The organism is Streptomyces sp. NPDC050287 (assembly GCF_044459385.1).
Classification (GTDB): Bacteria; Actinomycetota; Actinomycetes; order Streptomycetales; family Streptomycetaceae; genus Streptomyces.
This window is the reverse complement of record NZ_JBITIY010000003.1, coordinates 765103-790520: the sequence shown is the minus strand read 5'-3', so window position 1 is coordinate 790520 and position 25418 is coordinate 765103. Positions and strand designations below refer to the sequence as shown.

Genomic DNA, 25418 nt, shown 5'->3' with positions numbered 1-25418 from the left:
ATGACGGCAGATCCCTACGCAACGAACAGCAGGTCGGCCCACCCCGACGCCGCGCACCGTCCCTACCGTGAAGTGACCGACGCGCGCGGCCGCGTCTACCGCGTCGGCGAGACCGACCGGGACATCCTCGGTCACTCCCGCAAGCTCATGGTGTACCTGCCCTGGATCGCCATGATGGCCATCAGCGTCTTCGAGTACGCGTACGGCTCGGCGGAGGACACCCTCTCCCACGCCCACGGCTGGACGCAGAGCAACACCTTCTGGATCCTCAGCGTCTGGGTGTTCTTCCAGGCCGGTATCGCGTTCCCGGCGGGCTGGCTGCGCGAGAAGGGCATCCTGACAGCCCGCAAAGCGATGTACATCGGCTCTTTCCTGTGCGTCGTCGGGTTCCTCGCCCTGTCACACATGGGCGACGTGTGGCTCGCGATCCTCGGGTTCGGCGTCATCGGCGGCATCGGCGCCGGCCTGGTCTACGCGACCTGCATCAACATGGTCGGCAAGTGGTTCCCCGAGCGGCGGGGCGCCCGGACCGGCTTCGTCAACGGAGGATTCGCGTACGGGTCGCTGCCGTTCATCTTCGTCTTCAACTACGGCTTCGACACCGCGAACTACCACCGCGTGCTGGACCTCATCGGCTGCTACGTCGTGATCGTCGTCTTCGGCTGCGCCTTCTTCTTCAAGGACCCGCCGAAGAACTGGTGGCCTGCCGACGTGGACCCGCTGACGTTCTCCGGCGACGTGAAGAACGCCACGAGCCTCGCCAAGAACCCTCCCGCGGTACGGCAGTACACGCCGAAGGAAGCCATCAGGACGGGCATGCTGCCGCTGATGTGGCTGTCCATCGTGCTGACCGCCGGCGTGTCGATCTTCGGGATCTCCTTCCAGGTCGACTTCGCCAAGGACATCGGGTTCGGCCCGCTGGTCGCCGCCTCCTCGATGGGTGTCATGGCGGTCATCAACGGCGTCGGGCGCGGTGTGGTGGGCTGGCTGTCCGACAGGTGGGGGCGCAAGTCCACCCTGGTGTTCGTGATCGTCGTTCTGGGGCTGGCCCAGTTCGGCGTGATCTGGGCCGGGGACGTGCGGAGCGAGTGGCTGTTCCTGTTCTTCGCGTTCCTCTCCGGCTTCGGCGGCGGCGCCTTCTATCCGCTGTTCGCGGCGCTGACGCCGGACTACTTCGGGGAGAACTACAACGCCACCAACTACGGGCTGGTGTACAGCGGCAAACTGATCAGCGGTCTGTTCGGCGGCGGTCTCGGCTCCATGGTGGTCGCCGCCTGGGGCTACAACGGCGCGTACGCGCTGGCCGGCGGTGTGTCGCTGGTGGCGGCGGCGATCGCGCTGCTGCTGCGCCAGCCCGGGCGGACGTCCCAGGTGACCCCGACCGCGGGCTGATCCGCCGGGTATGCGAGGAGGCCCTCCCCACCGGTGGGGAGGGCCTCCTCGCGTGTCCGGCGGCGAGGTGTCAGCACTTCTCCCGCAGCGAGTGCAGATGGGCACTCGAACGACGGGCGAAGGTGAAGGACTCGGTCGGGTTGTCGTGCTCGGCCTGCCAGTGGTGGGCCGGCCGTTCCCCGCGCAGCCGGGTCACGGCGGAGATGAACCGCTGGTAGTCGATGTCACCGTCGCCGACATCGGTCATGCGGTAGCCGTACGTGTTGGCGGGGTCGCTCACCCCGTCCTTGACGTGGAAGAGCGGGTAACGGTGGGGCTGCCTGAGGACGTAGTCCAGCGGCTCGAAGGGCGCGGGCGTGCCGTCGGGCCGCTTGGAGAAGCGGAACTGGCCCGAGTACGCCCAGAAGATGTCCATCTCCAGGTAGACGAGGTCGGGGTCGGTCTCGGCGAGCAGCACGTCGTAGAGCCGGACCTTGGGGTTGTCGGTGGCGAAGGAGAACTCCTCCGAGTGGTTGTGCTGGTAGAACTTCATGCCGCGTGCCTTCGCCGCGGCGCCGTAGGTGTTGAACTCCTCGGCCGCCCGCTTCCACGCGTCGACCGTGGAGCCGTAGCGGAACGGGCCGGAGGCGGTGCCGATGTGCTTGAGGCCGAGGGCCTGCGCGTCGTCGAGGACCTTGGTGAGGTTCTGGGCGAACGTGTAGGCGTTCGGGTCGTCGGCGTAGTAGCCGACGTGGCTGCCGATCGGGTTGAGGCCGTGGTCGCGTGCCAGCCGCTTGAGCTGCGCGAGCGTGATCGGACCCGCCGAGCCCTGGGTGTAGCCGGCGAACTCGACCTCGTCGTACCCGTACTTCTCCAGTTCGGCGAAGACGGGCGCGAAGCCCAGCGTGGAGACCTTGTCCCGCAGGCTGTAGAGCTGGATGCCGAGCCGGCCGGGAGGCAGGACGGGGCGGCCGCGGCCCGCGGCGGCGGCCGAGGTGTCGGTGGCGGCGGTCGCGGGAGTGGCTGCCGCGCCCAGCAGGGCGGCGGCGGTGGCGCCCGCGGCGACGCCGAGCATGCCTCGTCTGGTGAGGCGGTGGGTGAGTTCGGGATCGGTCGGGGACATGCGGCTCATGTCTGGAACTCCCATGTGTCGGAGGGCGTTGTCAGTGGTGAGTGCTTCACTGGTGACCAGTCAGAACAGGGCTGACGGGTCTGAACAGGTCAGGTCTGAACGGGTCAGGCCAGACCGGCCAGTCGGAGCAGGAGTGCTTTCACATCGGTGGCCGCGACGCGGTCGCCGACAGCGCGGGGGGTGGAGCAGATGAGGAGCGGACCGTCGTCGTCGCTCGCGGGAAGGCGGCCGTGGCTGCCTCGAATAGGTGAGGGATCCAGGGGCACGACCGCCATGCGGTAGCGCAGCCCGAGTTTCTTGCGGGCCAGCGCCGTCGCCGCCTTGACCTTCACATAGGGGTCGAGCGGATCCATGAAGAGTTCGACCGGGTCGTAGCCGGGTTTGCGGTGGATCTCGACGAGTTGCGCGAAGTCGGGCGCGTGGGCGTCGTCGAGCCAGTAGTAGTACGTGAACCAGGCGTCCGGTTCCGCGACGGCGACCAGTTCGCCCGAGCGCGGATGGTCCAGGTGGTGGTCCTTCTTGCCCTCGTCGTCGAGGAGTCGCTCGATGCCGGGCAGTCCGTCGAGGGCGGCCCGGGTGGCGTCGAGGTCCTCGGGCCGGCGGACGTAGACGTGGGCGATCTGGTGGTCGGCGACCGCGAAGGCGCGGGAGGCCATCGGGTCGAGGTACTCCATGCCGTCCTGCGTGTGCACCTCCAGCAGTCCGGCACGGCGCAGGGCGCGGTTGATGTCGACGGGACGGTCCGCGCGGGTGATGCCGTACTCGGACAGCGCGACGACGGTGCGGCCCTCGGCGCGGGCGTCGTCCAGCAGCGGGGCGAGGGCGACGTCCAGGTCGGCGGCAGCCTTCAGGGAGCGCGGGTCGTCGGGGCCGTAGCGCTGCAGGTCGTAGTCGAGATGGGGGAGGTAGCAGAGCGTCAGGTCGGGGTGCCGGGTGTGTGTGATGTGCCGGGTCGCGTCGATGATCCATTGGCTGGAGACCAGGTCCGCGCCGGGTCCCCAGAAGTGGAAGAGGGGGAAGGTGCCGAGTTTCTCGGTGAGTTCGTCGTGCAGATCGGCGGGCCGCGTGTAGCAGTCGGGCTCTTTGCGGCCGTCGGCGTAGTAGACCGGACGGGGGGTGACGGTGATGTCGGTGTCGGCGCCCATGGCGTACCACCAGCAGATGTTGGCGACGGTGTAGCCGGGGTGGGCGCGGCGGGCGGCGTCCCAGAGCTTGTCCCCGGCCACCAGACCGTTGTGCTGCCGCCACAGGAGTACGTCGCCGAGTTCGCGGAAGTACCAGCCGTTGCCGACGATGCCGTGCTCCGACGGGTGGGTGCCGGTGAGGAAGGTGGACTGGGCGGCGCAGGTGACAGCTGGCAGCACGGTGCCGAGGGCGGCGCGGGAGCCGGACTGGCCGAGTGCCTTGAGGTGGGGCATGTGATCGAGGAGACGGGGGGTGAGGCCTACGACATCCAGGACGAGAAGAGGAGTGGGCCGTGCTTCGGCCGGGTGGTTCACGGCAGCTCCTTCAGGCCGAGGTCGGTCAACAGGTCGCGGGCGAGGGCGAGTTCGGCGGCGATGCCGTCGGCGAGCTGGGTCCGGCCGCGGGGCCTGAGCTCGGGCGGGAGCGCCTGCCAGGTGTAGGTCTCGACCTCCAGATGGCGGGTGAGCGGGTGCGGGCCGCCGACGAGCCGGGTCAGTGCGGCCTTGAGGACGGGGAGCGTGGAGGTGAGGGGTGCGGCGGGGGCCGCGTGCAGGGGGACGTGGAAGTGGGCACGCCAGGGTCCCGCGTCGGGCAGGGTGTCGCCGGCGAGGGCCTCGCCGAGGTCGTCGGTGCCGCGCAGTCCGGCGGCGGCCGTAGTGCGGGTCTGGTGCAGGAAGCGGGGTTCGTCGAAGGCGGCGAGGGCCTCGCGGACCTCGGGGAGGTGCGGGTGTTCGGCGTGCAGGGCGGCCGAGAGCTGGGACTTGACGACGGGGATGCCGGCGGCGGTGAGCGCGTCGACGGCGGTGTGCGGGTCTTCGAAGGAGGTGGCGAGGTGACAGGTGTCGACGCAGACGCCGATCCGGTCGTGCGCGATCGCTGTCAGCGGGGCGATGGCGTCGTGCGTGGTCTCGACGACGCAGCCGGGTTCCGGCTCCAGACCGAGCCGGATGGAGCGGCCGGTGAGTTCCTCCAGGGCGTCGAGGCGTTCGGCGAGAGCGGTCAGGGCGTCGCGGGCCTGTTCGGCGCGTTGCTCGTCATAGGCGGTGCGCCAGGCGAGCGGAAGGGTGGAGATGCTGCCCTCGGTGACGTCGTCGGGCAGGAGTCCGGCGAGGACTCGGGCCAGCGACGTGGTGTGGTCGAGGCGTTCGGGGTCGGCCCAGTCGGGTGTGTACACCCGGTACTTGACCTCTTCGGCGCCGAAGCCCTGATAGGGGAAGCCGTTGAGGGTGACGACCTCGAGGCCGCGCCGGTCGAGTTCGGTGCGCAGTCCGCGCAAGGCGGACGGGTCGCTGACGAGGGCGTGCGCGGCGTCCTTGGCGAGCCACAGCCCGATGCCGAGTCGGTCGCGGCCCAGGCGGCGGCGCACGGGTTCGCAGTGGTCGCGGAGTTGCGCGAGGACGCCTTCGAGGGTTTCGGCGGGGTGGACGTTGGTGCAGTAGGCGAGGTGGACGACGCTGCCGTCGGGATGCCTGAAGCGCATGGCTCACTCCCCGCCGCGCAGCACGGAGTTGCCCTCGTGGGTGGCGGGGGTGTCCGTGAGGTCCAGGACCAGACGGCCGCTGAGTCCGTAGAAGTCGACGGGGTTGCGCCACAGCACGCGGTCCACGTCGTCGTCGGTGAAGCCGTGCGCGAGCATCGCGTCGGCGACTTTGCGGGTCTTGAGGGGATCGCTTCTGCCCCAGTCGGCGGCGGAGTTCACGAGCACCTTCTCGGGGCCGTACTCCTGGAGGATCGTGACCATCCGTTCCTCGTCCATCTTGGTGTCCGGATACACGGAGAAGCCCAGCCAGCAGCCGCTGTCCTTGGCCTCCTTGACGGTGGTCTCGTTGAGGTGGTCGACCAGGACCCGCTCGGGCGGCAGGGCGGACTCCGCGACGACGTCCAGGGTGCGGCGCAGGCCGGCGAGTTTGTCGCGGTGCGGGGTGTGGACGAGGGCGGGCAGGGCGTGGTCCGCGGCGAGTTGGAGCTGTGCGGCCAGGGCGGTGTCCTCGGCCGGCGTCATCGAGTCGTAGCCGATCTCGCCGACGGCCACCACCTGGTCCTTGACGAGATACCGGGGAAGTTCGTCGAGGACGGGCACACAGCGCGGGTCGTTCGCCTCCTTGGGGTTGAGGGCGATCGTGCAGTGGTGGGCGATGCCGTACTGGGCGGCACGGAAGGGCTCCCAGCCCAGGAGGGAGTCGAAGTAGTCGAGGAAGGAGGCGGGAGATGTGCGGGGCTGGCCGAGCCAGAAGGACGGCTCGACGACGGCGAGGACGCCGGCGGCGCGCATCGCCTCGTAGTCGTCGGTGGTGCGGGACGTCATGTGGATGTGGGGGTCGAAGAGGCGCATCAGGACTCCTTGCCGTCGAAGCCGCGGATGCCGGGGTCGGCGGGCGGCGTGGGCGTGGGGCCGGTCAGGGTCAGGACGCGGTGCAGGTCGTCGGGCACGGCACGGCCCGCGGCGGTGCGTTCGGCTGCGTAGTCGCCGAGCATCCGGGCGAGTTCCGTGTCGCCGTGGGCGCGGCGTTCCAGGTCCGCCACCTCGTCCACGGGCACACCGGTGAACAGGCACTTCAGGACGGCGTGCCGCCAGGCGTGGGCCGGCAGGTGCCGGGCGGTGTAGGGGCCGACGGCGGCCGCCAGGAGACGGGTGTCGTTGGTGCGCAGGGCGTCCTCGACGAGTGGGAGGGCTTCGGGGCCGGACACGAGGTGGGGCAGGGCGTACAGGACGGCGCGGCGTTCGGCGGCGGTGCCCTGGACATAGACGCGGGTCAGGGCGTCCGCGTCGGCGCGGGCCGCGTGCAGGATGAGGACGCGGACGGCGTCGGCGTGCTCCGGGCCGCAGCGCCGTCCGGCCTCGGCGAGCCGCAGCTCCCATACGGAGACGGGGCCGTGGGTGCCGGGGTGGGTGGCGGCCTCGTCGAGGGCCTGGTCCAGCCAGGCGCGGGCGGCTTCGGAGAGGTCGGCGGCAAGCCGGCGGTGCAGGTCGGACGGCGCGACGCGGGCGAGGGTGGTGCCCTGGGTGCCGTCCGGGTACGCCGGGTGGGCGTGCGCGTGGGTCATGGGGTGCTCCCTTGTGAGGGCGCCGCTGCGTGACGGAGGAACGGGAGGGAGAGTTCGGCGAAGTGGGGGCCCGCGTGGGAGTGGCGGGGCAGTTCGACGACGGTCAGGCCCTGGTAGCCGGTGGCGGCGAGGGCGGCGAGTACGGGCGGGAAGTCGATCTCCCCGTCCCCGAACGGGAGGTGCTCATGGACACCGCGGCGCATGTCCTCGATCTGGACGTGGCGCAGCCAGGGAGCGGCGGCGCGTACGCAGTCGGCGGGCGGCAGCGGCTCCAGACACTGGCAGTGACCGATGTCGAGGGTCAGGCCGAGGGGCTCCGGGTCGCCGAGGGTACGGCGCAGCCGGTGGAAGTCCGCGAGGGTGGCGAGGAGGTGACCGGGTTCGGGTTCGACGGCCAGCGGGACGCCGGCGGTGGTGGCGGCCTCCAGGACGGGGGTGAGTGTCTCGGCGAGGCGCTTCCACGCGGTGTCCTCGTCGGTGCCGGCCGGGGTGATCCCGCTGAAGCAGTGGACGGCGTGGGCACCGAGGTCGGCGGCGACCTGGACGGCGCGGACCAGCAGGCCGGCGCGTCGGGCGCGGTCGTCGGGGTCGGGGTCCAGCAGGGAGGGGCCGTGCTTACGGCGCGGGTCGAGCACATAGCGGGCGCCCGTCTCGACGGTGACTGCCAGTCCGAGCGCGTCCAGCCGGTGCGCGAGGCGCCGGGTGCGCACGGCGAGGTCCGGGGCGAGCGGGTCGAGGTGCATGTGGTCGAGGGTCAGTCCGACCCCGTCGTAGCCGAGGTCGGCGAGCAGGTCGAGGGCGTCGTCGAGCCGGAGGTCGGCGAGGCCGTTGGTTCCGTAGCCGAAGCGGAGAGGGGCGGAGCTTGGGGTGGGGGCGTCGGGGGTGGGTTCGGGGTGGCGGGCTTGGGGTTCCGGGGTCATGTTGCGCTGGGGTTCAGGGGTCATGCGACGCTGGGGTTCCGGGGTCATGTGACGCTCACCTTCCTCGCGAACCTCGCGGCGAGCGGGGCCAGGGCCGCGGTGAGCAGCGCGGTGACGGTCGCGCCGGAGCGGGCGGAGAGAGCGGACTGGAGCGGGATCATCGCGCGGATGCCGCCGCCGACGGCTCGTTGGGTGAGCGGAGGTGACGGGTTGAGGACCGCGTGGAAGTAGGGGCGGGCGACCGTCGCGGCGTAGGTGGCGGGGAGTGCTGCCCGCAGGGCACCGGCGACGGTGAGTGCGGGAGTGGCCGGCCTGGGCGCGCCAGGCCCGGTGGTGGGCCGGTGGGTCAGGAGACGTGTCAGGACGGTGGTGGTGGCCAGCGCCGCGAGGGGAGCCAGGGGTGAGCCACCATGGGTTTCCCGACGCGACACGGTGGTGACGGCGAGAGTGTGCGCGCCCAGCAGGACAGCCGAGGGAAGGGCTTGGCGGACGCGGTGTGCGGCCGCCCCGCCGGTGGCCGCCGCCGCGCCGAGGAGCAGGTCAAGGCCGCGGGCCGTCGCCATGGCGAAAGGGCCGGCCGGGGTGTGCTTCAGGCTGAGGTCGTATGCCCAGACGGTCGCTGCCAGCGGGACCGCGACGGCGAGGGCGGGGCGGCCGGCGCCCGCCGCCAGGGCCAGACCGACGCCCGTGAAGGCGCAGGCCGCCGTGAGGGCCGCGGTGGGGCGGATGCGGCCGGACGGGAGGGGGCGGTGCGGGCGCTCCACGGCGTCCTCGGCCCGGTCGGCCCAGTCGTTGAGGGCCATGCCGGCCTCGTACAGGCACAGGGACGAGCCGATGGCGAGGAGGGTGCGGGGGCGAGCGCTCGCGCCGGTCGCGGCGGCGCCGGCGAGAGCGTCACCGGGGACGGTGAACAGGGCCGGGAGGCGCAGTAGTTCGGCCCAGGCCTGCCCTTGCGCGGACCTCGCCCCGGACCCGCTCACCGGTCCCCTTCCGTGCGCTCGACCGCCCCTTGGACAGCGCCCCGCAACCGTTCCGCGAACCCCACCAGTGCCGCGTACTGCTCCCCCAGTGCCGCGGGCCCTTCGCCGACCGGGTCCTTGAAGTAGAAGCCCAGTTCGGACAGGGGGCCGGTCAGGCCGCGTTCGTGGGCGCGGGCCGTCAGGCGGGCCAGGTCGAGGATCAGGGGTGCGGCGAGGGCCGAGTCGCAGCCCTGCCAGGTGGTCTGGAGGATCATGCGGGCGCCGAGGAAGCCGTCGAAGGCGATGTGGTCCCAGGCGGTCTTCCAGTCGCCGAGTACGGGGACGTCGTCGATGTGCACCTCGCCCTCGGGGACCGTGCCGAGGGTGTCGGCCAGCACCCTTTCCTTGCCGGCGTTCTTCGCCGCCGCGGCGTCCGGGTCGGCGAGGGCGGCGCCGTCTCCGCCGCCCAGCAGGTTCGTGCCGGACCAGGCCCGCACGGCGAGCGCCCGCTGCGCGAACATCGGGCCCAGTACGGAGCGCAGCAGGGTCTGGCCGGTCTTGCCGTCGCGCCCCGCGTACGGCAGCCCGCTCACCGTGGCCGGGGCCGCCAGTGCCGGGTGGTGCAGACCCGTCGAAGGGGTGAAGTTGACGTACGGGCAGCCCGCGCGCAAGGCCGCAGCCGCGTACAGCGAACTGGGCGGCAGGGCCGTGCCGGTGGCCGCGGGTTCGGTGGAGGCGACGTTCACCACCACGGCCCGGGCCAGCCCGTGGCGTCGTACGAAGTCCTGGATGTCCGCGGCGAACGCGGTGATGAGTTCTTCCTCGTCGCGCGCGTCGCCGGGGAGGGGGCCGCCCGGCCGGATCTCCCGGTCGGCGGCGGCGAGTTCGGCCTCGACCGCCGTCGGGAGGCCGGGTGGCAGGACGCCGCCCGCCGCGAGGGCCTCGGCGCGTTTGGGCAGGGGGCAGTCCACCGTGTCGTGGCCGCCGAAGACCAACGACGCCAGGGCCGGCAGGCCGCTGTCGGCGAACGCGGGGGTCTCTGTGACCAGGCCGGTGGGCGGGTGCAGCCCCGCGGTCAGCGCGGCGCAGCCGGCGACGACGGTGGTGGCGACGGAGCCTCGGGCGCCGATCAGCCAGACACCGACACGCGGTGCGGAAACGGACGCGGACATGGGCAGCCTCCTTCTCGAACACGACGGCCGAAGCACGACGGCCGAAGCACGACGTACGAAGCACGACGGCCGAAGCACGACGGCCGGAGCAGGACGTACGGAGCACGACGGCCGGAGCACGACGGCCGGAGCACGACGTACGCACCCCCGAGGGGGAAGATGACGGCGGGCGGAGGTCCGGCGTCCTCCGCCCGCCGTCGCTCAGTCGCCCTGCGAAGCCGTGCGTGCCGGGGACTTCGCGGGCAGTTCCTTGATCCGGATGTCGCGGAACGCCACCTGGTCGTCGGCTCCGTGGTTCTGGATGCCGAGGTGTCCGTCAGCCAGGCTGCGGGCCGGATCGGTGTTGGTGAAATCGTTGATCTTCACGCCGTTGAGCCAGACGCGGAGGCGTTCGCCCTCCACCCGGATCTCGTACGTGTTCCACTCCCCCGGCGGATTCAGCGCGCGGTCGCGCCTGGCCAGGTCGGCGGACTGGAAGCCGTAGACGGACCCGGTCGTCTTCTCCGGGACGTCGGTGGCGTCGATCTGGATCTCGTAGCCGTTGTTCACGGCCGACCACGGGTCGTCGGAGGGCGGGAAGCCCACGAAGACGCCGGAGTTGTCGTCTCCCGAGGCGCCGGCCATTTTCCAGTCGAGCTTCAGGGAGTACGCCCCGAAGCCCTGCTCGGCGTACCAGAGCATCCCCATCCCGCCCGACGACGTGAGCGTGCCGTCGGCGTCCAGGGTGAAGGAGCCCGGGCCGGCCTGCTTCCAGCCGGAGAGGGAAGCCTGGCCGCCGTCGAAGAGCGGGCGGTAGCCGGTCTCCGGCCGGCAGTCGGCCTGGGCCTCGCCGGTGGCGTACCGGATTCCGCCCAACAGGTGCCGGAGGAACGCCGGTTCGGCGTAGGACTCCTTGGTGTGGCCGACGCCCGTGTAGAAGGCGCGGCCGCCCTGGTAGGTCTGGCACCAGGCGATCGGATGGTCTCCGTTCATGGTGCCGCCCGTGTACGACGACTCGTCGAGGGAGGCGAGCACGTGGGCGCGGTCCCGTGGGTTGGAGCGGTAGTTGTACCACTCGTCGGTGCGTTCCCAGGCCCCCGGGAGCCCCGAGGTCGCAGGATGGGCGCGGTCCTCGACGGTCACCGTCGCGGGCTGGATCGCCGGGTGCGACTGGAAGTAGGCGCCGGCGAGGCCGCCGTAGAACTCCCAGTCGTACTCGGTGTCGGCGGCCGCGTGGACGCCGACGTATCCGCCGCCCTGGTGGATGTAGCTCTCGAAGGCGCGCTGCTGGGCGGGGTCGAGGACGTCTCCCGTCGTCGAGAGGAAGACGACCGCGTCGTACCGCCGCAGGTTCCTCGTCGTGAACGCGCCCGCGTCCTCGGTGGCGTCGACCCTGAAGCCGGCTGTCTCGCCCAGTTCCCTGACCGCCGCGATGCCTTCTGGGATCGAGTCGTGCCGGAAGCCGGCCGTCTTGGAGAAGACCAGCACCCGGGAACTGGCGTCCGGTTGGGAGGCCGCGGGTCCTGACACGCAGCCCAGGAGCAGGGCCGCGCCCACAACCGCCGTACTCACACGTCCGGTTGAGCGCATGAGGATCACCTCCTCTCAGCTCGTGGTGAAGACGAAGTCGTCGACGTCGTACAGGGCTCCGGTGCCGCTGCCCTTGAAGACCAGGAACAGCGTGGTGGTTCCTCTGGGGGCGCGGGACAGGTTGGCGGTGACGTCCTGGAAGGTGTCCCAGCCGCCGGTCACCGGGACGGTCGCCTTGCCCAGCAGGGTGCCCCGCGCGGACCCGGCGCGGATCTCCAGCGTGCCGCCCGTGCCGCCCGAGGAGACGCGTGCGGTGATCTGCTTGGCGTTGCTCAGGACGTACGGCGTGAAGGAGATCCAGTCGCCGTTGTTGATGTCACCGACCGTGTTGCCGCCGTGCGCGGTGTCCTTGGCGATGACCGAGACGCCCGAGGAGTCACCGAAGTGCTCGGCCTGGCGGTGCCGGGGCTGGACCACGCTCTCGTCGTGCGTGGTGAGCGGGGCCTGGCCGCCGCCTCCGCCGTCGGTGTACTCGGCGTTGACGACACCGAAGATGTTGGCGTCGTCGTCGTGGCCGCCGTCGGCGCTGGTCTGCAGGGTGCCGGTGCAGCCGTCGGCCGAGGTGATGGGGTGGCCGTGGCTGTCGTGGCCGAGGACGAAGGTGACCTTGACCTTGGCGCAGTCGATGGTGCCGTCCTCCGGGTCGGTGACCTTCACCTTGAACGGGATCGCGTCGCCGAAGCTGAACAGCTGGCCGTCCTTGGGGAGTTCGAGGGTGACCTTGGGCGCGGTGTTGCCGACCACGATCTGTACGCTCGCGCTGCCGGTGCGTCCGGACGGGTCCTTGGCGGTCAGGGTCGCCGTGTAGGTGCCGTTCTTCCGGTACGTGTGCGTCGGGTTCGCCGCCGTCGAGGTGCCGCCGTCACCGAAGTCCCAGCTGTAGGTGAGGGCGTCGCCGTCCTGGTCGGCCGTGCCGGCGGAGGAGAAGCTCACCTTCAGTGGTGCCTGGCCCGAGGTGCGGCTCGCCGCGGCCTGGGCGACCGGGGAGTGGCCGTCGGTGGCGTTCTCGATGCGGTACAGGGCGGAGTTCTCGTCGCCGCCGAACCAGGAGACCCCGTAGTCGAGGACGTACAGCGCGCCGTCCGGGCCGAAGGCCATGTCCATGATCTGGGTGCCGGTCCACGGGACGTCGTTGATCGACTGCACGGTGCCGTTGTCGTCGCTGGTGATCCGTTTGATCCAGCGGCGGCCGAACTCTCCGGCGAAGAAGTCGCCGTCGTAGGCCTCGGGGAACTTCACGGGCGAGTCGAGCGCGGGGTCGTAGTGGTAGACCGGGCCGCCCATCGGGGACTCGGAACCGGTGCCGAACTCGGGCAAGGAACCGTCGTCGTAGGGGATCCAGGCGGGCTGGGCCGGCGGGAGGTCGGTCAGGCCGGTGTTGTGCGGCGAGGTGTTCTTCGGGGCGGCGCAGTCGAAGGCGGCACCCGAGGTGCCGGTGGCGAAGTCGTAGTCGACGTAGGCGTCGTTGGCGCCGGTGCAGTACGGCCAGCCGAAGTTGCCGGGGCCGGTGACACGTGCGAACTCGACCTGGCCGGCCGGTCCGCGGGCCGGGTCGGCGGCGCCGGCGTCGGGGCCGTAGTCGCCGACGTAGAGGATGCCGGTCTTCTTGTCGACGCTGAAGCGGAACGGGTTGCGGAAGCCCATCGCGTAGATCTCGGGCCGCGTCTTGTCCGTGCCGGGCGCGAAGAGGTTGCCGTCCGGGACGGAGTACGAGCCGTCGGCGTTCACCTTGATGCGCAGGATCTTGCCGCGCAGGTCGTTGGTGTTGCCGGCCGAACGCTGGGCGTCGAAGGCGGGGTTGCGGTTCGCCCGTTCGTCGATGGGCGTGAAGCCGTCCGACTGGAAGGGGTTGGTGTCGTCGCCCGTCGACAGGTACAGGTTGCCCGCCGCGTCGAAGTCGATGTCGCCGCCGACATGGCAGCACAGGCCGCGGGAGGCCGGGATGTCGAGGATCTGCTTCTCGCTGGCCTTGTCGAGGGTGCCGTCGGTGTTCAGCACGAACCGGGAGAGCCGGTTGACCCCGTCGAAGGGAGCGAAGTCGGCGGCGGTGCCGGTCTCGGGGGCGTCGCCCGCCGGGGTGTTCAGCGGGGGCGCGTAGTACAGGTAGACGAAGCGGTTCTGGGTGAAGTTCGGGTCGACGCCGACGCCCTGCAGGCCCTCCTCGTCGTGGGAGTAGACGTCGAGCTTGCCGGCCAGGCGGGTGGTGCCAGCCGCGTCGGTGAGACGGAGCTCGCCGTCGCGCGAGGTGTGCAGGACCGAGCGGTCCGGGAGGACTGCGAGCGACATGGGCTCGCCCATCTCCGGTTCGCCCTTGGCGAGGGTGACCTGCTGGAAGTCCTCGGCCGCGGCGGCAGCTCCCGCCGGAGCGGCTTCCGCGCCGGCGACGGCTGCGCCGGCCTGCGGTGCGGTGAGGGTGAGGGACGCGCCGGCCAGCAGGGCCCCGGTGAGCAGGGCGGCTGCCTTGCGGAAGGCCCCTGTCCCACCGAAGCGCGATGCCTTGCGGAAGGGCGGGCGTCGTCTGCGGATCTCGTTTCTGACGGTACTGGTGGTGCGGTCGTTCCCGTGCACGGGTGCCTCCAGAAAGGGGCCGGTTGTACATGCGGGTGCGGGTACGCCGGGATGCGCCGTCATCCCGGAAGTGACGGAAGAACTCGCTGCGGTGACAACGGAGTCGGGTTACTCGTTGCCGCCGAACGCCGCGTCGAAGGAGGCCGACGGCGGCTCGAAGTCGTACGCCTTGAGCCGGGTGAGGGCCTCGGGGGCGCCCTGGAGCCGGTCCATGCCGGCGTCCTCCCACTCCACGGAAATGGGGCCCTGGTAGTCGATGGACCGCAGCATCCGGAAGACGTCCTCCCAGGGGACGTCACCGTGACCGGCCGACACGAAGTCCCAGCCCCGGCGCGGATCGCCCCACGGCAGGTGGGAGCCGAGGCGGCCGTTGCGGCCGTCGAGCCGCTTGCGGGCCTCCTTGCAGTCGACGTGGTAGATCCGGTCACGGAAGTCCCACAGGAAGCCGACCGGGTCGAGGTCCTGCCACACGAAGTGGGAGGGATCGAAGTTGAGGCCGAAGGCGGACCGGTGGTCGACCGCCGCCAGAGCGCGCTGGGTTGTCCAGTAGTCGTAGGCGATCTCGCTCGGGTGGACCTCGTGGGCGAACCGCACGCCCTCGGCGTCGAAGACGTCGAGGATCGGGTTCCAGCGCTCGGCGAAGTCCTCGTAGCCACGGTCGATCATCGACTCGGGGGCGGGCGGGAACATGGCGACCAGGTGCCAGATCGCGGAGCCGGTGAAGCCGATGACGGTGTCGACGCCGAAGGCGGCCGCGGCCCTCGCGGTGTCGGCGATCTCGGCGGCGGCCCGCTGCCGTACGCCCTCCGCGTCGCCGTCGCCCCAGATGCGGGACGGCAGGATCGCCTGGTGGCGTTCGTCGATGATGGCGTCGCAGACCGCCTGGCCCACCAGGTGGTTGGAGATCGCCCAGCACTTCAGGCCGTACTTGTCGAGGAGCTGATGGCGGGAGTCGAGGTACGACGGGTCGGCGAGGGCCTTGTCGACCTCGAAGTGGTCGCCCCAGCAGGCGAGTTCGAGCCCGTCGTAGCCGAAGTCGCGGGCGAGGCGGCAGACCTCTTCGAGCGGGAGGTCCGCCCACTGACCGGTGAACAGTGTGAACCTGCGCGGCATGTCCGTGTGCCTCCTCAGACCGCGATGGGTGTGTAGACGGAGTTCTTCTCGGCGCTCTCCTCCACGGCCGCCAGCACGCGCTGCACCTGCAGCCCGTCGGCGAAGGAGGGTTCGGGGCGGCGGCCCTCGTCGATGGCGTGGACCAGGTCGCGGGCCTGGTGGACGAAGGTGTGCTCGTAGCCGAGCCCGTGGCCCGGCGGCCACCAGGCCTCCAGGTAGGGGTGCTCGGGTTCGGTGACCAGGATGCGTCGGAAGCCGGCGTGCGCTCCGGGTTCCGTGCCGTCGTGGTAGGCGAGTTCGTTGAGACGCTCCAGGTCGAAGGCCAACGAGCCGCGTGAGCCGTTGAGTTCGATGCGCAGGGCGTTCTTGCGGCCGGTGGCGTAGCGGGTCGCCTCGAAGGAGGCGAGGGCGCCGGAGGTGAACCGGCCGGTGAAGACGGCGGCGTCGTCCACGGTGACCTGTCCGGTGCCGTTCGCCGACACGGCGGACAGGCCGCTGGTCGGTCCGCCGGGCAGCGGACGTTCCCGTACGAAGGTCTCGGTGAGCGCGGACACCCCGGCGAGCCGCTCGCCCGCCAGGTACTGCGCCAGGTCGACGATGTGGGCGCCCAGGTCGCCGAGCGAACCGGAGCCCGCCAGTTCCTTCTTCAGCCGCCAGGTCAGCGGGAACTCCGGGTCCACCAGCCAGTCCTGGAGGTACGCCACCCGCACGTGCCGCAGGGCGCCGAGGCGGCCGTCGGCGACCATGGAGCGGGCCAGCGCGGTGGCGGGAACGCGCCGGTAGTTGAAGCCGACCATCGCCAACTGGCCGTTCCGGTAGGCCGCTTCGGCCGCCGCGGTCATCGTCTCGGCCTCCGCGACGGTGTTGGCGAGGGGCTTCTCACACAGCACGTGCTTGCCGGCGGCGAGGGCGGCCAGGGCGATCTCGGCGTGGCTGTCGCCCGGGGTGCAGATGTCGACGAGGTCGACGTCGTCCCGTTCGATCAGCGCCCGCCAGTCGGTCTCGGTGCTCGCCCACCCGTGCCGGTCGGCCGCCGCCCGCACGGCGGTCGCGCTCCGCCCGCAGATCACGGACATGACCGGGTCGCGGGGCAGGTCGAAGACGCGGCCCGCGGTGCGCCAGCCCTGGGAGTGGGCGGCGCCCATGAAGGCGTAACCGATCATGCCGACACGCAGCGGCGGTTTCCGGGCCGCCCGCCCGCCGGGCTGCGCGGCCTCGGCGGGCTCCGGCGGGGCCGCCTCGGCCGACTCCCGGCTCGGGGCCTCGGCCGACCCCTGGTGCCCTGCCTCGGCCGGCTCCGGCCGCTGTGCGTCCGCCCCTTCTGACTGCTGCGACTGTGCCATACGCGATGTCCTCCTCGTCGTGGCGCGGTGGGGGGTGCGGCCCGGTCCGTCGAGGAACCGGGCGCCTTGGGCGGGACGCCTCCGCTCCCGGACCGTCGAGAGACCGGGCGCCTTCGGCGGAAACGCCCTACTTGAAGCCGGTGGACATGTACTGGTCGACGTTGTCCTTGTCCACCACGGCCGAGTAGAGCGTGATGGACGCGGGGATCTCGTACTCGGCGAGGCCGCTGACGCCCTTGGCCTGGCCGAGGGCGCGGGCGAGGTCGATCGCGGAGGCGGCCATGGTCGGCGGGTAGAGGACGGTCGCCTTCAGGACGCCGTTGTCCTGCTTGATGGCCTGGAAGGCGGAGAGCGCACCGGCCCCGCCGACCATCAGGAAGTCGTCGCGTCCGGCCTGGTCGATGGCGCGCAGCGCGCCCACGCCCTGGTCGTCGTCGTGGTTCCACAGTGCGTCGAACTTCGACTGCGCCTGCAGAAGTTGGGCCATCTTGGCCTGTCCCGACTCGACGGTGAAGTCGGCGGCCTGGCGGGCCACCTTCTTGATGTTGGGGTAGTTCTTCAGCGCGTCGTCGAAGCCCTGGGTGCGCTGCTTGGTCAGCTCCAGGTTGTCCAGGCCGGCCAGTTCGATGACCCGGGCGTTCGACTTCCCCTTGAGCTTCTCGCCGATGTAGTGGCCGGCGCTGAGGCCCATGCCGTAGTTGTCGCCGCCGATCCAGCAGCGGTACGCCTGCGGGGTGTTGAAGACCCGGTCCAGGTTGACGACGGGGATGCCCGCGCGCATCGCCTTGAGGCCGACCTGGGTGAGGGCCTTGCCGTCGGCGGGCAGGACGACCAGGACGTCGACCTTCTTGTTGATGAGGGTCTCGATCTGCCCTATCTGCTGGGCGGTGTCGTTGGAGCCCTCGGTGATCTCCAGGGTGACGTCGGAGTACTTCTTGGCCCGCTTCTCCGCGTTGTCGTTGATGGCGTTGAGCCAGCCGTGGTCGGCCTGCGGACCGGCGAAACCGATGGTGACCTGCTTGCCGGGCTTGTCGTCGGCCGCCGGCCGGTCGTTCGCGGCGGGCTCGTCGTCCTTCGTCTCATTGCTGGTGCAACCGGTGACGAGGGCACCGGCGGACACGGCGGCGGCCCCGAAGAGCAGTCCTCTGCGGCTCGTGAAAGGCATGTCTGGCATGGCGGTGAACCCTTTCCTCAGGTCGTGCTCGCGGTACGGCGCTGGACCAGCACGGCGGCGACGATGATCGCGCCCTTGGCGATCTGCTGGACGTCGCTCTGCAGGTTGTTCAGGGCGAAGATGTTGGTGATCGTGGTGAAGATCAGGACGCCGAGCACCGAGCCGGTGATGGTGCCGCGCCCCCCGCTGAGCAGGGTGCCGCCGATGATCGCGGCCGCGATGGCGTCGAGCTCGTAGAGGTTGCCGTTGGTGTTCTGACCGGAACCGGACAGGATGATCAGCAGGAAGGCGGCGATGCCGCAGCACAGCCCCGACAGCAGGTAGAGGTACAGGCGCTGCCGCCGGACGTCGATGCCGGCGAGCCGGGCCGCCTCCGCGTTGCCGCCGACGGCGACCGTGCGGCGCCCGAAGGTGGTCCGGTTCAGCACCAGCCAGCCGATGATCGTCACGATCGCGAACACGATGACCAGCGGCGGGACACCGAGCACGTAGGAGTCGCGTTCGCCGAGGTCGAGGATGCTGCCGACGCTGACGATCTGCGTCCTGCCGTCCGTGATCTGCAGGGCCAGGCCCCGGGCGGAGGCCAGCATGGCGAGGGTGGCGATGAACGGGACCATCCCGCCGTACGCGATCAGCAGTCCGTTGACCAGGCCGCAGCCGACGCCGACGAGCACCGCTGTGAAGAGGATGCCCGCGAAGCCGTACTCCTGCGTGGCGACCGTGGTCGCCCACACCGAGGAGAGCGCGACGATCGCGCCGACCGACAGGTCGATGCCGCCGGAGGTGATGACGAAGGTCATGCCGACGGTGACGACACCGATCACCGAGGCCTGGGTGAGGACGAGTTGGAGGTTGCGAGTGTCGAGGAACTCGTCGGGCTTGGTGACGCCGCCGATGACGATCAGCGCGGCGAGCACACCGAGCAGGGAGAGGGTGCGCACGTCGGCGCGGAACACCAGGGAACGCCAGGCCGGGGCCTCGTTCGTCGACGGCACCTTGTCGGCGCTGTCCCTGGGCGGGGAAACATGCTGCGTCATGACGCCGGGCTTCCTTCCATGACCAGGTCGAGTACGCGGTGTTCGTCCAGCTCAGGAGCGGGCGCCGCGTGGACGACGCGGCCCTCCCGCAGTACCAGGACACGGTCGGCGAGGCCGAGCACCTCGGGGACCTCGCTGGAGACCAGCAGTACGGCGAGGCCCTCGTCCGCCAGCCGGCGCACGACCGCGTACAGCTCGGCGCGGGCGCCGACGTCGACACCGCGGGTGGGTTCGTCGAGCAGCAGCACCCGGCAGCCGCGCAGCAGCCAGCGGGCCAGCACGGCCTTCTGCTGGTTGCCGCCGGACAGGGTGCGCACCGGGACGTCCGGGTTGTCGGGCCGCAGCGACAGCTCGCGGGTGGCGGCCCGGGCGGCCCCGTGCTCGGCACCCCGGTCGATCCAACCGGCGCGCGAGAAACGGGACATGGAGGAGACGGAGACGTTGCGGGTGACCGACTCCAGCATCAGCAGCGCCTGTGCCTTGCGCTCCTCGGGGGCGAGTCCCAGTCCGGCGCGGACGGCGGCGCGGACGCTGCCGGGCCGCAGGGCGCGGCCGTCGACCAGGACCCGGCCGGCGGTGGGTTTGCGGGCGCCGTAGATCGTCTCCAGGATCTCCGAGCGGCCCGAGCCGACGAGTCCGGCCAGACCGACGATCTCCCCGGGGCGGACGCGCAGGTCGAGCGGTGCGAACTCGCCCTCCCTGGCGAGCCCTTCGACCTCCAGCACCGGGTCTGCCTCGGGAACGGCGGCGGGCCGCTGCGGGAAGACGTACTCGACGTTGCGCCCGGTCATCAGCGCGACGACCTCACGGGTCGGCGTCGACTTGGCGGGCAGCCCGACGGCGACGGCCCGCCCGTCCTTGAGCACGGTCACCCGGTCGCCGATCCGGCGGATCTCCTCCAGCCGGTGCGAGATGTAGACCACGGCGACTCCGTCGGCGGTGAGGTCACCGACGATCCGGAACAGGTTGTCGACCTCGTCCGGGTCGAGGGCGGCGGACGGTTCGTCCATCACGATGAGCCGTACGTCGTGCGAGAGCGCCCGCGCCATGGACACGATCTGCTGCTGGGCGGCCGACAACTGGCCCACCAGACAGGCGGGATCGATCTCCGAGTGCCCAAGGCGTTTGAGGAGAGCGGCTGTCGAGGCTCGGGCCGCCTTTCCCCGTACGACGAAACCGGCCGCCGTCGGTTCATGGCCGAGGTGGACGTTCTCGGCCACGGACAGGTGCTCCACCAGGTCGAGTTCCTGGTAGATGGTGGCGATGCCGAGGCGCATGGCGGCGATCGGTGAGCGAAGCGTGACGTCCTCGCCGCGCCAGCGGATGGTGCCGGTGTCGGGCTGGTGAGCGCCGGCCAGGACCTTGATGAGCGTGGACTTCCCGGCCCCGTTCTGGCCGAGCAGGCAGTGCACCTCACCGGCCTGGACGTCGAGGTCGACGCCGTCGAGGGCCCGGACTCCGGGGAACGACTTGGTGATGCCGGACATGCTGAGCAGCGATGGTTCTGATGCCATGTGTGGTTCCCCTCGGCTGGCGTGCGGGCCGGTTCAGGGCAGGGCGGAGTTTCAGGGCAAGGCAGGGCACGGCAAAGCAATGCGCTGTTACTTACAGGGCCGGACGAAGTCGGCGGCTACGCGGGTGAGTACGGCTACGCGGGTGAGAACAGGTGGTCGCTGATGAGGCGGGCCGCGCCGATGACTCCGGCGGTGGGGCCCAACTCACCCAGCACGATGGGCAGGTTGCCAGTCGCCAGCGGCAGTGACTGGCGGTACACCTGGGTGCGGATCGCGGCGAGCAGGGTGTGGCCGAGGCCGGTCACCCCGCCGCCGATCACCACCAGGCCGGGGTTGAAGAAGCTGACCAGGCCGGCGATGACCTGGCCGACGCGGTCGCCGCCCTCCCGGATGAGGTCGAGCGCGGTGGCGTCGCCCGCGGCGGCCGCGGCGGCGACGTCGACGGCGGTGAGGCCGCCGTTCGCCTCCAGCCGGGCCGCGAGCTCCACCGAACGGCCCTGCTGGGCCGCCTCCGTGGCGTCCCGGGCCAGGGCCGCCCCGCTGAAGTGGGCTTCCAGGCAGCCCCGGTTGCCGCAGGCGCACGGGCGTCCGTCGGGCACGGCCTGGATGTGCCCGATGTCGCCCGCGCTGCCCGTCGTCCCGCGGTGGACGTCCCCGCCGGCGACGATGCCGCAGCCGATACCGGTACCGATCTTGACGCAGAGGAAGTCACCCACGGAGCGTGCGACGCCCGCGTGCATCTCCCCCATCGCCATCAGGTTCACGTCGTTGTCGACCATGACCGGGCAGCCGAGTTCCTGGCTGAGCGCCTCCCGTACGGGGAAGCCGTCCCAGCCCGGCATGATCGGCGGAGCCACCGGTATGCCCTCGGGGAAGCGGACCGGTCCCGGGACGCCGATGCCGGCGCCGTCGAAACCCTCCGCGAGCCCCGAGGCCCTCAACTTCGCGGCCATGGACAGGACTTGCTCGAAGACCGCGACCGGGCCCTCGCGGACGTCCATGGGCTGGTTGAGATGACCGAGGATCTCCAGTTCGGCGTTGGTGACGGCGACGTCGACCGAGGTCGCGCCGATGTCCACGCCGAGGAACCTGAGCCCCGGGGCCAGCCGGATGTTGTGGGAGCGGCGGCCGCCGCGCGAGGCGGCGAGTCCGTCGGCCACGACCAGCCCGGTCTCGAGCAACCGGTCCACTTCGACGGCCAGCTTGGACCGCGAGAGGTCGACCTGATCGCCCAGCTGTGCACGGGAGTTGGGGCCTGAGTCGCGCAGCAGCTTCAGCAGCCGGGCCTGGTGGGCGTTCGCGGGTCGTGCCGTCATGCGTCTCACGAGCCCCTCACCGCCTCAATCGGCTGCCTGCTGTCGTGCTTTCGAGGGGAACGTAGCAGTGGCCGCCGAACCTGGGAAGAAGTCGTGCATGGATTGCTGCAATCTTTCTCCACTGACAGGACAAAGCTGCTTGCGCCGGAGGAGGCGGGCGACCGCGACGAGCGCGGCACGGCGCCGGGGGGCGGCCGGTCGGCGTACGGGCCCTGTTCCTGATGCCGGGCCACGGCGGGCAGCGGCAGGTCCTGGCGGACGCGCGGGCCGCTGGTGTGGAGCGGGCCGTCCGGCCGGTCGGCGGGCACGGGCGACACGGGCAGCGCGCCTCTGCGTCGACGCCACCCTGGACGAGTCACGGGTGCTGCCGACGGTTCAGGAGGTCACGGGCCGGCCGCCCCGCACGTTGGCCGAGTGGGCCCGGGCGCACGCGAGCACGTTCGATCAAGGGCCCCTCGGTCGGCCTACGGCTCAGGGCGCACCGGGTCGGACTACGACCGCTGGCGTGCGTGATAGGAGCGGCGCGTGTGCTCGGTGTGCTCGCGCATCAGTTCGGTCGCGCGCTGCTCGTCCCGCTCGGCGATCGCGGCGATCAGCTCCCGGTGTTCGACCCAGGACTGGTTGCCGCGCTGCCGGGCGACCGGGGTGTAGTACCAGCGCACCCGGCGGTCCACCTGCGCGGCGAGTTCCGCGAGGACCGCGTTGCCGGCCAGCTCCATGATCTTCGCGTGGAAGCGGGCGTTCATGGCGACCGCGCCGTCCACGTCGTCCGCGGTGACGGCCTTCTCGCCCTCCGCGCACAGTTCCTCCAGCACGGCGATCTGCGCACTGCCCGCGTTCGCCGCGGCGAGCCGCGCGGCCTCCGCCTCCAGCAGGGTGCGTACGGTGAGGAGTTGGTCGGCCTCCGCCTCGGTCGGCTCGTGCACGAACGCGCCCTGGGCGGGCCGCAGATCCACCCAGCCCTCGGTGTTCAGCCGCTGCAACGCCTCACGCACCGGCTGTCGTGAGACGCCGAGATGTCCGGCGAGTTCGCTCTCGACGAGGTGCTGGCCGGGCTGCAGGGCACGGGTGGTGATCAGTTCGAGCAGGGCTTCGTAGACACGATCACGCAGCGGGCCGGGTCGTTCGAGCTTGGGCACTGCTCCCTGCGGCAGTCCTGTCGACAGCATCGCGGTCCCCCTCCTCGGCGGGCCGTGCAGCACAGGCGTGAAGCCGGTGTCACCGGGCACCCGGTAGCGCCAGTATCGATTGTCTTTCGTCTACAGTCTACGGTGCGCGAAAGCCAGACCGGCGGGGAGTCGCCCTCGTCACATCGGGCGGTGCCGGCCCGCTCAGGGGCAGCGGACGACCTGCCCGGCGTACGACAGGTTCCCGCCGAACCCGAACAGCAGTACCGGGTCCCCCTTGGCGATCGCGCCCTGCTCCACCAGCTTGGAGAAGGCCAGCGGAATGCTCGCGGCGGAGGTGTTGCCGGACTCGGTGACGTCGCGCGCGACCACGGCGTTCACCGCGCCGATCTTCTGAGCGAGGGGTTCGATGATCCGCAGGTTCGCCTGGTGCAGCACGACCGCGGCGAGGTCGGCGGGGTCGAGTCCCGCCCGCTCGCAGGCCCGCCGGGCGATGGGCGGCAGCTGGGTCGTGGCCCAGCGGTACACGCTCTGCCCCTCCTGCGCGAACCGCGCGGGCTGCCCCTCGATGCGCACGGCGTGCCCCATCTCGGGCACCGAACCCCACAGCACGGGCCCGATCCCGGGCGTCTCCCCCGTCGTCACCCCCTCCACCACGGCGGCCCCCGCCCCGTCGCCGACGAGCACACAGGTCGTGCGGTCGGTCCAGTCGGTCACGTCGGACATCTTGTCGGCCCCGATGACCAGCGCCCGGGTCGCCGCACCGGCCCGCACGGTGTGGTCGGCGGTGGCCAGCGCGTGGGTGAACCCGGCGCAGACGACGTTGACGTCCATCGCGGCGGGCGAGGGGATGCCGAGCCGGGCGGCGACCCGCGCGGCCATGTTCGGGGAACGGTCGACGGCGGTCGAGGTGGCCACCAGTACCAGGTCGATGTCGGCGGGGGTGAGGCCGGCCGCGGCCAGCGCCTTGGCGGCGGCGTGCGCGGCGAGTTCGTCGACGGGTTCGTCGGGGCCGGCGATGCGCCGCGTACGGATGCCCACCCGGGACCTGATCCACTCGTCGCTGGTGTCGACCAGGCCCGCCAGGTCCTCGTTGGTGAGCACCTTGGCGGGCTGGTAGTGGCCGACGGCGGCGATGCGTGTGCCGTTCATGGGCGAATCCCCCTCGTTGAGCTTCAGGTAGCGGGATTCACCAGTCTGATCAGTGACTCGCGGGTACGACGGCAAGTGATGCCACAGGAAACGGGCGCCCGGGTTGTCAGCTTCCGTCATGCCTCCGGGCACCCGGACACGTCATGCCTCCGGGCACCCGGACACTTCATGCCTCCGGGCGCCCGAATACTTTCGTGCCTTCGGGCGCCCGGGCACTTCCGAACGATTACCCGGTGAACAGAACAGTCACCCGGTGAACAGCTGAGTCGCCTTCTGTACGAGTTCGTAGACGCCGTAGGCGAGCGGCGCGCCCACCCACAGCCAGGCGAAGGCGATCAGCCCCCGCCGGTCAGGCGGACTCTGGCTGCTGTTGCTGGACATCGACGGCCTCCTCCCTCGGAGCGGGGATGTGATGACGGACGTGGACGGGCCGGACGAGTTCGTTGGCGACGAAACCGACGACGAGCAGCCCGATCATGATGACGAAGGACAGACCGTACAGCGACGCGCCGCTCTTGCCCGCCTCCTCCTGCCGGTCGGCGATCCAGTTGACGATCAGCGGCCCGAGGACACCCGCCGTGGACCAGGCGGTGAGCAGCCGGCCGTGGATCGCGCCGACCTGGTAGGCCCCGAAGAGGTCCTTCAGATAGGCGGGGATGGTGGCGAACCCGCCGCCGTAGAAGGACAGGATCACCAGGGCGCAGAGGATGAACAGCGGCTTGGACGAGTCGCCGAACAGGGCGATCAGCGCGTACATCACCGCGCCGACGCCCAGGTAGACACGGTAGATGTTCTTGCGGCCGATCAGGTCGGAGGTGGACGACCAGCCGATGCGGCCGGCCATGTTGGCCGCCGACAGCAGGGCGACGAAGCCGGCCGCGGCCGACACCGACACCGGGGTCGAGGTGTCCGCGAAGAAGTCCTTGATCATCGGGGCGGCCTTCTCCAGGATGCCGATGCCCGCGGTGACGTTCATGCAGAGCACGATCCACAGACACCAGAACTGCGGAGTGCGCACGGCGTTGCGGGCGGAGACCTGTGGGCCCGCCAGCACGCTCGGGGCGCTCTCGACCGGCTTCTCGGTGCGCGGTACCCGGATCAGCAGGACGCCCAGGGTCATGAAGACCGCGTACGTCAGCCCGTGGACGAGGAACGCGAGCGCGATGCCCGAGTTGTCGCTGCCGAACGACTGAAGCATCTGCGCCGACCACGGCGAGGCGATGAGCGCTCCGCCGCCGAAGCCCATGATGGCGATGCCGGTGGCCATGCCGGGCCGGTCCGGGAACCACTTGATCAGGGTGGAGACGGGTGAGATGTAGCCGATGCCGAGGCCTATCCCGCCGACGAAGCCGTAGCCGAGGACGATCAGCCAGTACTGCTCGGTGGCCGCGCCCAGCGCGGAGAGCAGGAAGCCGGAGGAGAAGCAGATCAGCGCCACGGTCATCGCCCAGCGCGGTCCGTTGCGTTCCACCAGTGTGCCGCCGAACGCGGCCGACAGGCCGAGCATGACGATGCCGAGCTGGAAGGGCAACGCGCTCTGGGTGCCGCTGAGGCCGAGGGCCGATTCGAGAGGCGGTTTGAACACGCTCCAGGCGTAGGCCTGGCCGATGGAGAGGTGGACCGAGAGTGCGGCGGGCGGAACCAGCCAGCGGCTCCACCCGGGGGGTGCGACTGGGGGACTCATGATCCCGAACGTTAGGAAATCCGAGGGTAGTTGAAAA

21 protein-coding genes are annotated in these 25418 nt (G+C 71.0%); 1 reads left to right on the top strand and 20 read right to left on the bottom strand.

Annotated elements, in window-relative coordinates:
• A complete protein-coding gene (locus ACIBK3_RS13920; RefSeq protein WP_399365171.1) occupies positions 1–1392 on the top strand; it encodes an OFA family MFS transporter in 1392 nt (463 codons plus the stop codon).
• Positions 1393–1462: 70 nt separating this feature from the next.
• On the opposite strand, the gene ACIBK3_RS13915 is transcribed toward ACIBK3_RS13920, so the two are convergent.
• From ACIBK3_RS13915 to ACIBK3_RS13820, 20 genes are all read right to left on the bottom strand, one after another.
• Positions 1463–2503, bottom strand: a complete 1041-nt coding sequence (locus ACIBK3_RS13915) for a sugar phosphate isomerase/epimerase family protein (RefSeq protein ID WP_399365169.1) — start codon at positions 2501–2503, stop codon at positions 1463–1465.
• Positions 2504–2607: 104 nt separating this feature from the next.
• Positions 2608–4002, bottom strand: a complete 1395-nt coding sequence (locus ACIBK3_RS13910; RefSeq protein ID WP_399365167.1) for a nucleotide pyrophosphatase/phosphodiesterase family protein — start codon at positions 4000–4002, stop codon at positions 2608–2610.
• On the bottom strand, positions 3999–5168 hold the full coding sequence (eboE, locus tag ACIBK3_RS13905) for a metabolite traffic protein EboE (protein ID WP_399365165.1): 1170 nt from the start codon (positions 5166–5168) through the stop codon (positions 3999–4001). Before eboE ends, ACIBK3_RS13910 begins: the two co-directional genes overlap by 4 nt.
• Positions 5169–5171: 3 nt before the next feature.
• Positions 5172–6020: a TatD family hydrolase gene (locus ACIBK3_RS13900; RefSeq protein ID WP_399365163.1), complete on the bottom strand. Its 849-nt coding sequence runs from the start codon at positions 6018–6020 to the stop codon at positions 5172–5174.
• Positions 6020–6733 (bottom strand): EboA domain-containing protein, encoded by a 714-nt coding sequence (locus tag ACIBK3_RS13895; RefSeq protein ID WP_399365161.1) that lies wholly within the window; start codon positions 6731–6733, stop codon positions 6020–6022. Before ACIBK3_RS13895 ends, ACIBK3_RS13900 begins: the two co-directional genes overlap by 1 nt.
• On the bottom strand, positions 6730–7653 hold the full coding sequence (locus ACIBK3_RS13890) for a sugar phosphate isomerase/epimerase family protein (protein ID WP_399365584.1): 924 nt from the start codon (positions 7651–7653) through the stop codon (positions 6730–6732). Before ACIBK3_RS13890 ends, ACIBK3_RS13895 begins: the two co-directional genes overlap by 4 nt.
• A 44-nt stretch (positions 7654–7697) precedes the next feature.
• Positions 7698–8633, bottom strand: a complete 936-nt coding sequence (locus ACIBK3_RS13885; RefSeq protein WP_399365159.1) for an SCO3242 family prenyltransferase — start codon at positions 8631–8633, stop codon at positions 7698–7700.
• Positions 8630–9784 (bottom strand): inositol-3-phosphate synthase, encoded by a 1155-nt coding sequence (locus tag ACIBK3_RS13880; protein ID WP_399365157.1) that lies wholly within the window; start codon positions 9782–9784, stop codon positions 8630–8632. Before ACIBK3_RS13880 ends, ACIBK3_RS13885 begins: the two co-directional genes overlap by 4 nt.
• A 201-nt stretch (positions 9785–9985) precedes the next feature.
• On the bottom strand, positions 9986–11353 hold the full coding sequence (locus tag ACIBK3_RS13875; RefSeq protein ID WP_399365155.1) for a ThuA domain-containing protein: 1368 nt from the start codon (positions 11351–11353) through the stop codon (positions 9986–9988).
• A gap of 15 nt (positions 11354–11368) precedes the next feature.
• Positions 11369–13921 carry a PQQ-dependent sugar dehydrogenase gene (locus ACIBK3_RS13870; protein WP_399365153.1) on the bottom strand — a complete coding sequence of 851 codons (2553 nt, stop codon included), beginning with the start codon at positions 13919–13921 and terminating at the stop codon, positions 11369–11371.
• A gap of 108 nt (positions 13922–14029) precedes the next feature.
• Positions 14030–15034 (bottom strand): sugar phosphate isomerase/epimerase family protein, encoded by a 1005-nt coding sequence (locus ACIBK3_RS13865; protein WP_399365151.1) that lies wholly within the window; start codon positions 15032–15034, stop codon positions 14030–14032.
• A gap of 14 nt (positions 15035–15048) precedes the next feature.
• Positions 15049–16197 (bottom strand): Gfo/Idh/MocA family protein, encoded by a 1149-nt coding sequence (locus ACIBK3_RS13860; RefSeq protein ID WP_399365582.1) that lies wholly within the window; start codon positions 16195–16197, stop codon positions 15049–15051.
• Positions 16198–16504: 307 nt separating this feature from the next.
• Positions 16505–17551: a substrate-binding domain-containing protein gene (locus ACIBK3_RS13855; protein ID WP_399365149.1), complete on the bottom strand. Its 1047-nt coding sequence runs from the start codon at positions 17549–17551 to the stop codon at positions 16505–16507.
• A 17-nt stretch (positions 17552–17568) separates the two neighbouring features.
• Positions 17569–18588 carry an ABC transporter permease gene (locus ACIBK3_RS13850; RefSeq protein ID WP_399365147.1) on the bottom strand — a complete coding sequence of 340 codons (1020 nt, stop codon included), beginning with the start codon at positions 18586–18588 and terminating at the stop codon, positions 17569–17571.
• Positions 18585–20102 (bottom strand): sugar ABC transporter ATP-binding protein, encoded by a 1518-nt coding sequence (locus tag ACIBK3_RS13845; RefSeq protein ID WP_399365145.1) that lies wholly within the window; start codon positions 20100–20102, stop codon positions 18585–18587. Before ACIBK3_RS13845 ends, ACIBK3_RS13850 begins: the two co-directional genes overlap by 4 nt.
• 134 nt (positions 20103–20236) lie before the next feature.
• Positions 20237–21418: an ROK family protein gene (locus ACIBK3_RS13840; protein WP_399365143.1), complete on the bottom strand. Its 1182-nt coding sequence runs from the start codon at positions 21416–21418 to the stop codon at positions 20237–20239.
• A 491-nt stretch (positions 21419–21909) separates the two neighbouring features.
• Complete coding sequence (locus tag ACIBK3_RS13835) at positions 21910–22587, bottom strand: GntR family transcriptional regulator (protein WP_399365141.1); 678 nt, start codon at positions 22585–22587, stop codon at positions 21910–21912.
• Between the two features lie 162 nt (positions 22588–22749).
• Positions 22750–23697, bottom strand: coding sequence for a beta-ketoacyl-ACP synthase III (locus tag ACIBK3_RS13830; protein ID WP_399365139.1), 948 nt, complete (start codon positions 23695–23697; stop codon positions 22750–22752).
• 246 nt (positions 23698–23943) lie between these two features.
• Positions 23944–24078, bottom strand: coding sequence for a hypothetical protein (locus tag ACIBK3_RS13825; RefSeq protein ID WP_399365137.1), 135 nt, complete (start codon positions 24076–24078; stop codon positions 23944–23946).
• Positions 24047–25381, bottom strand: a complete 1335-nt coding sequence (locus ACIBK3_RS13820; RefSeq protein ID WP_399365135.1) for an OFA family MFS transporter — start codon at positions 25379–25381, stop codon at positions 24047–24049. Before ACIBK3_RS13820 ends, ACIBK3_RS13825 begins: the two co-directional genes overlap by 32 nt.
• Positions 25382–25418 lie beyond the last annotated feature (37 nt).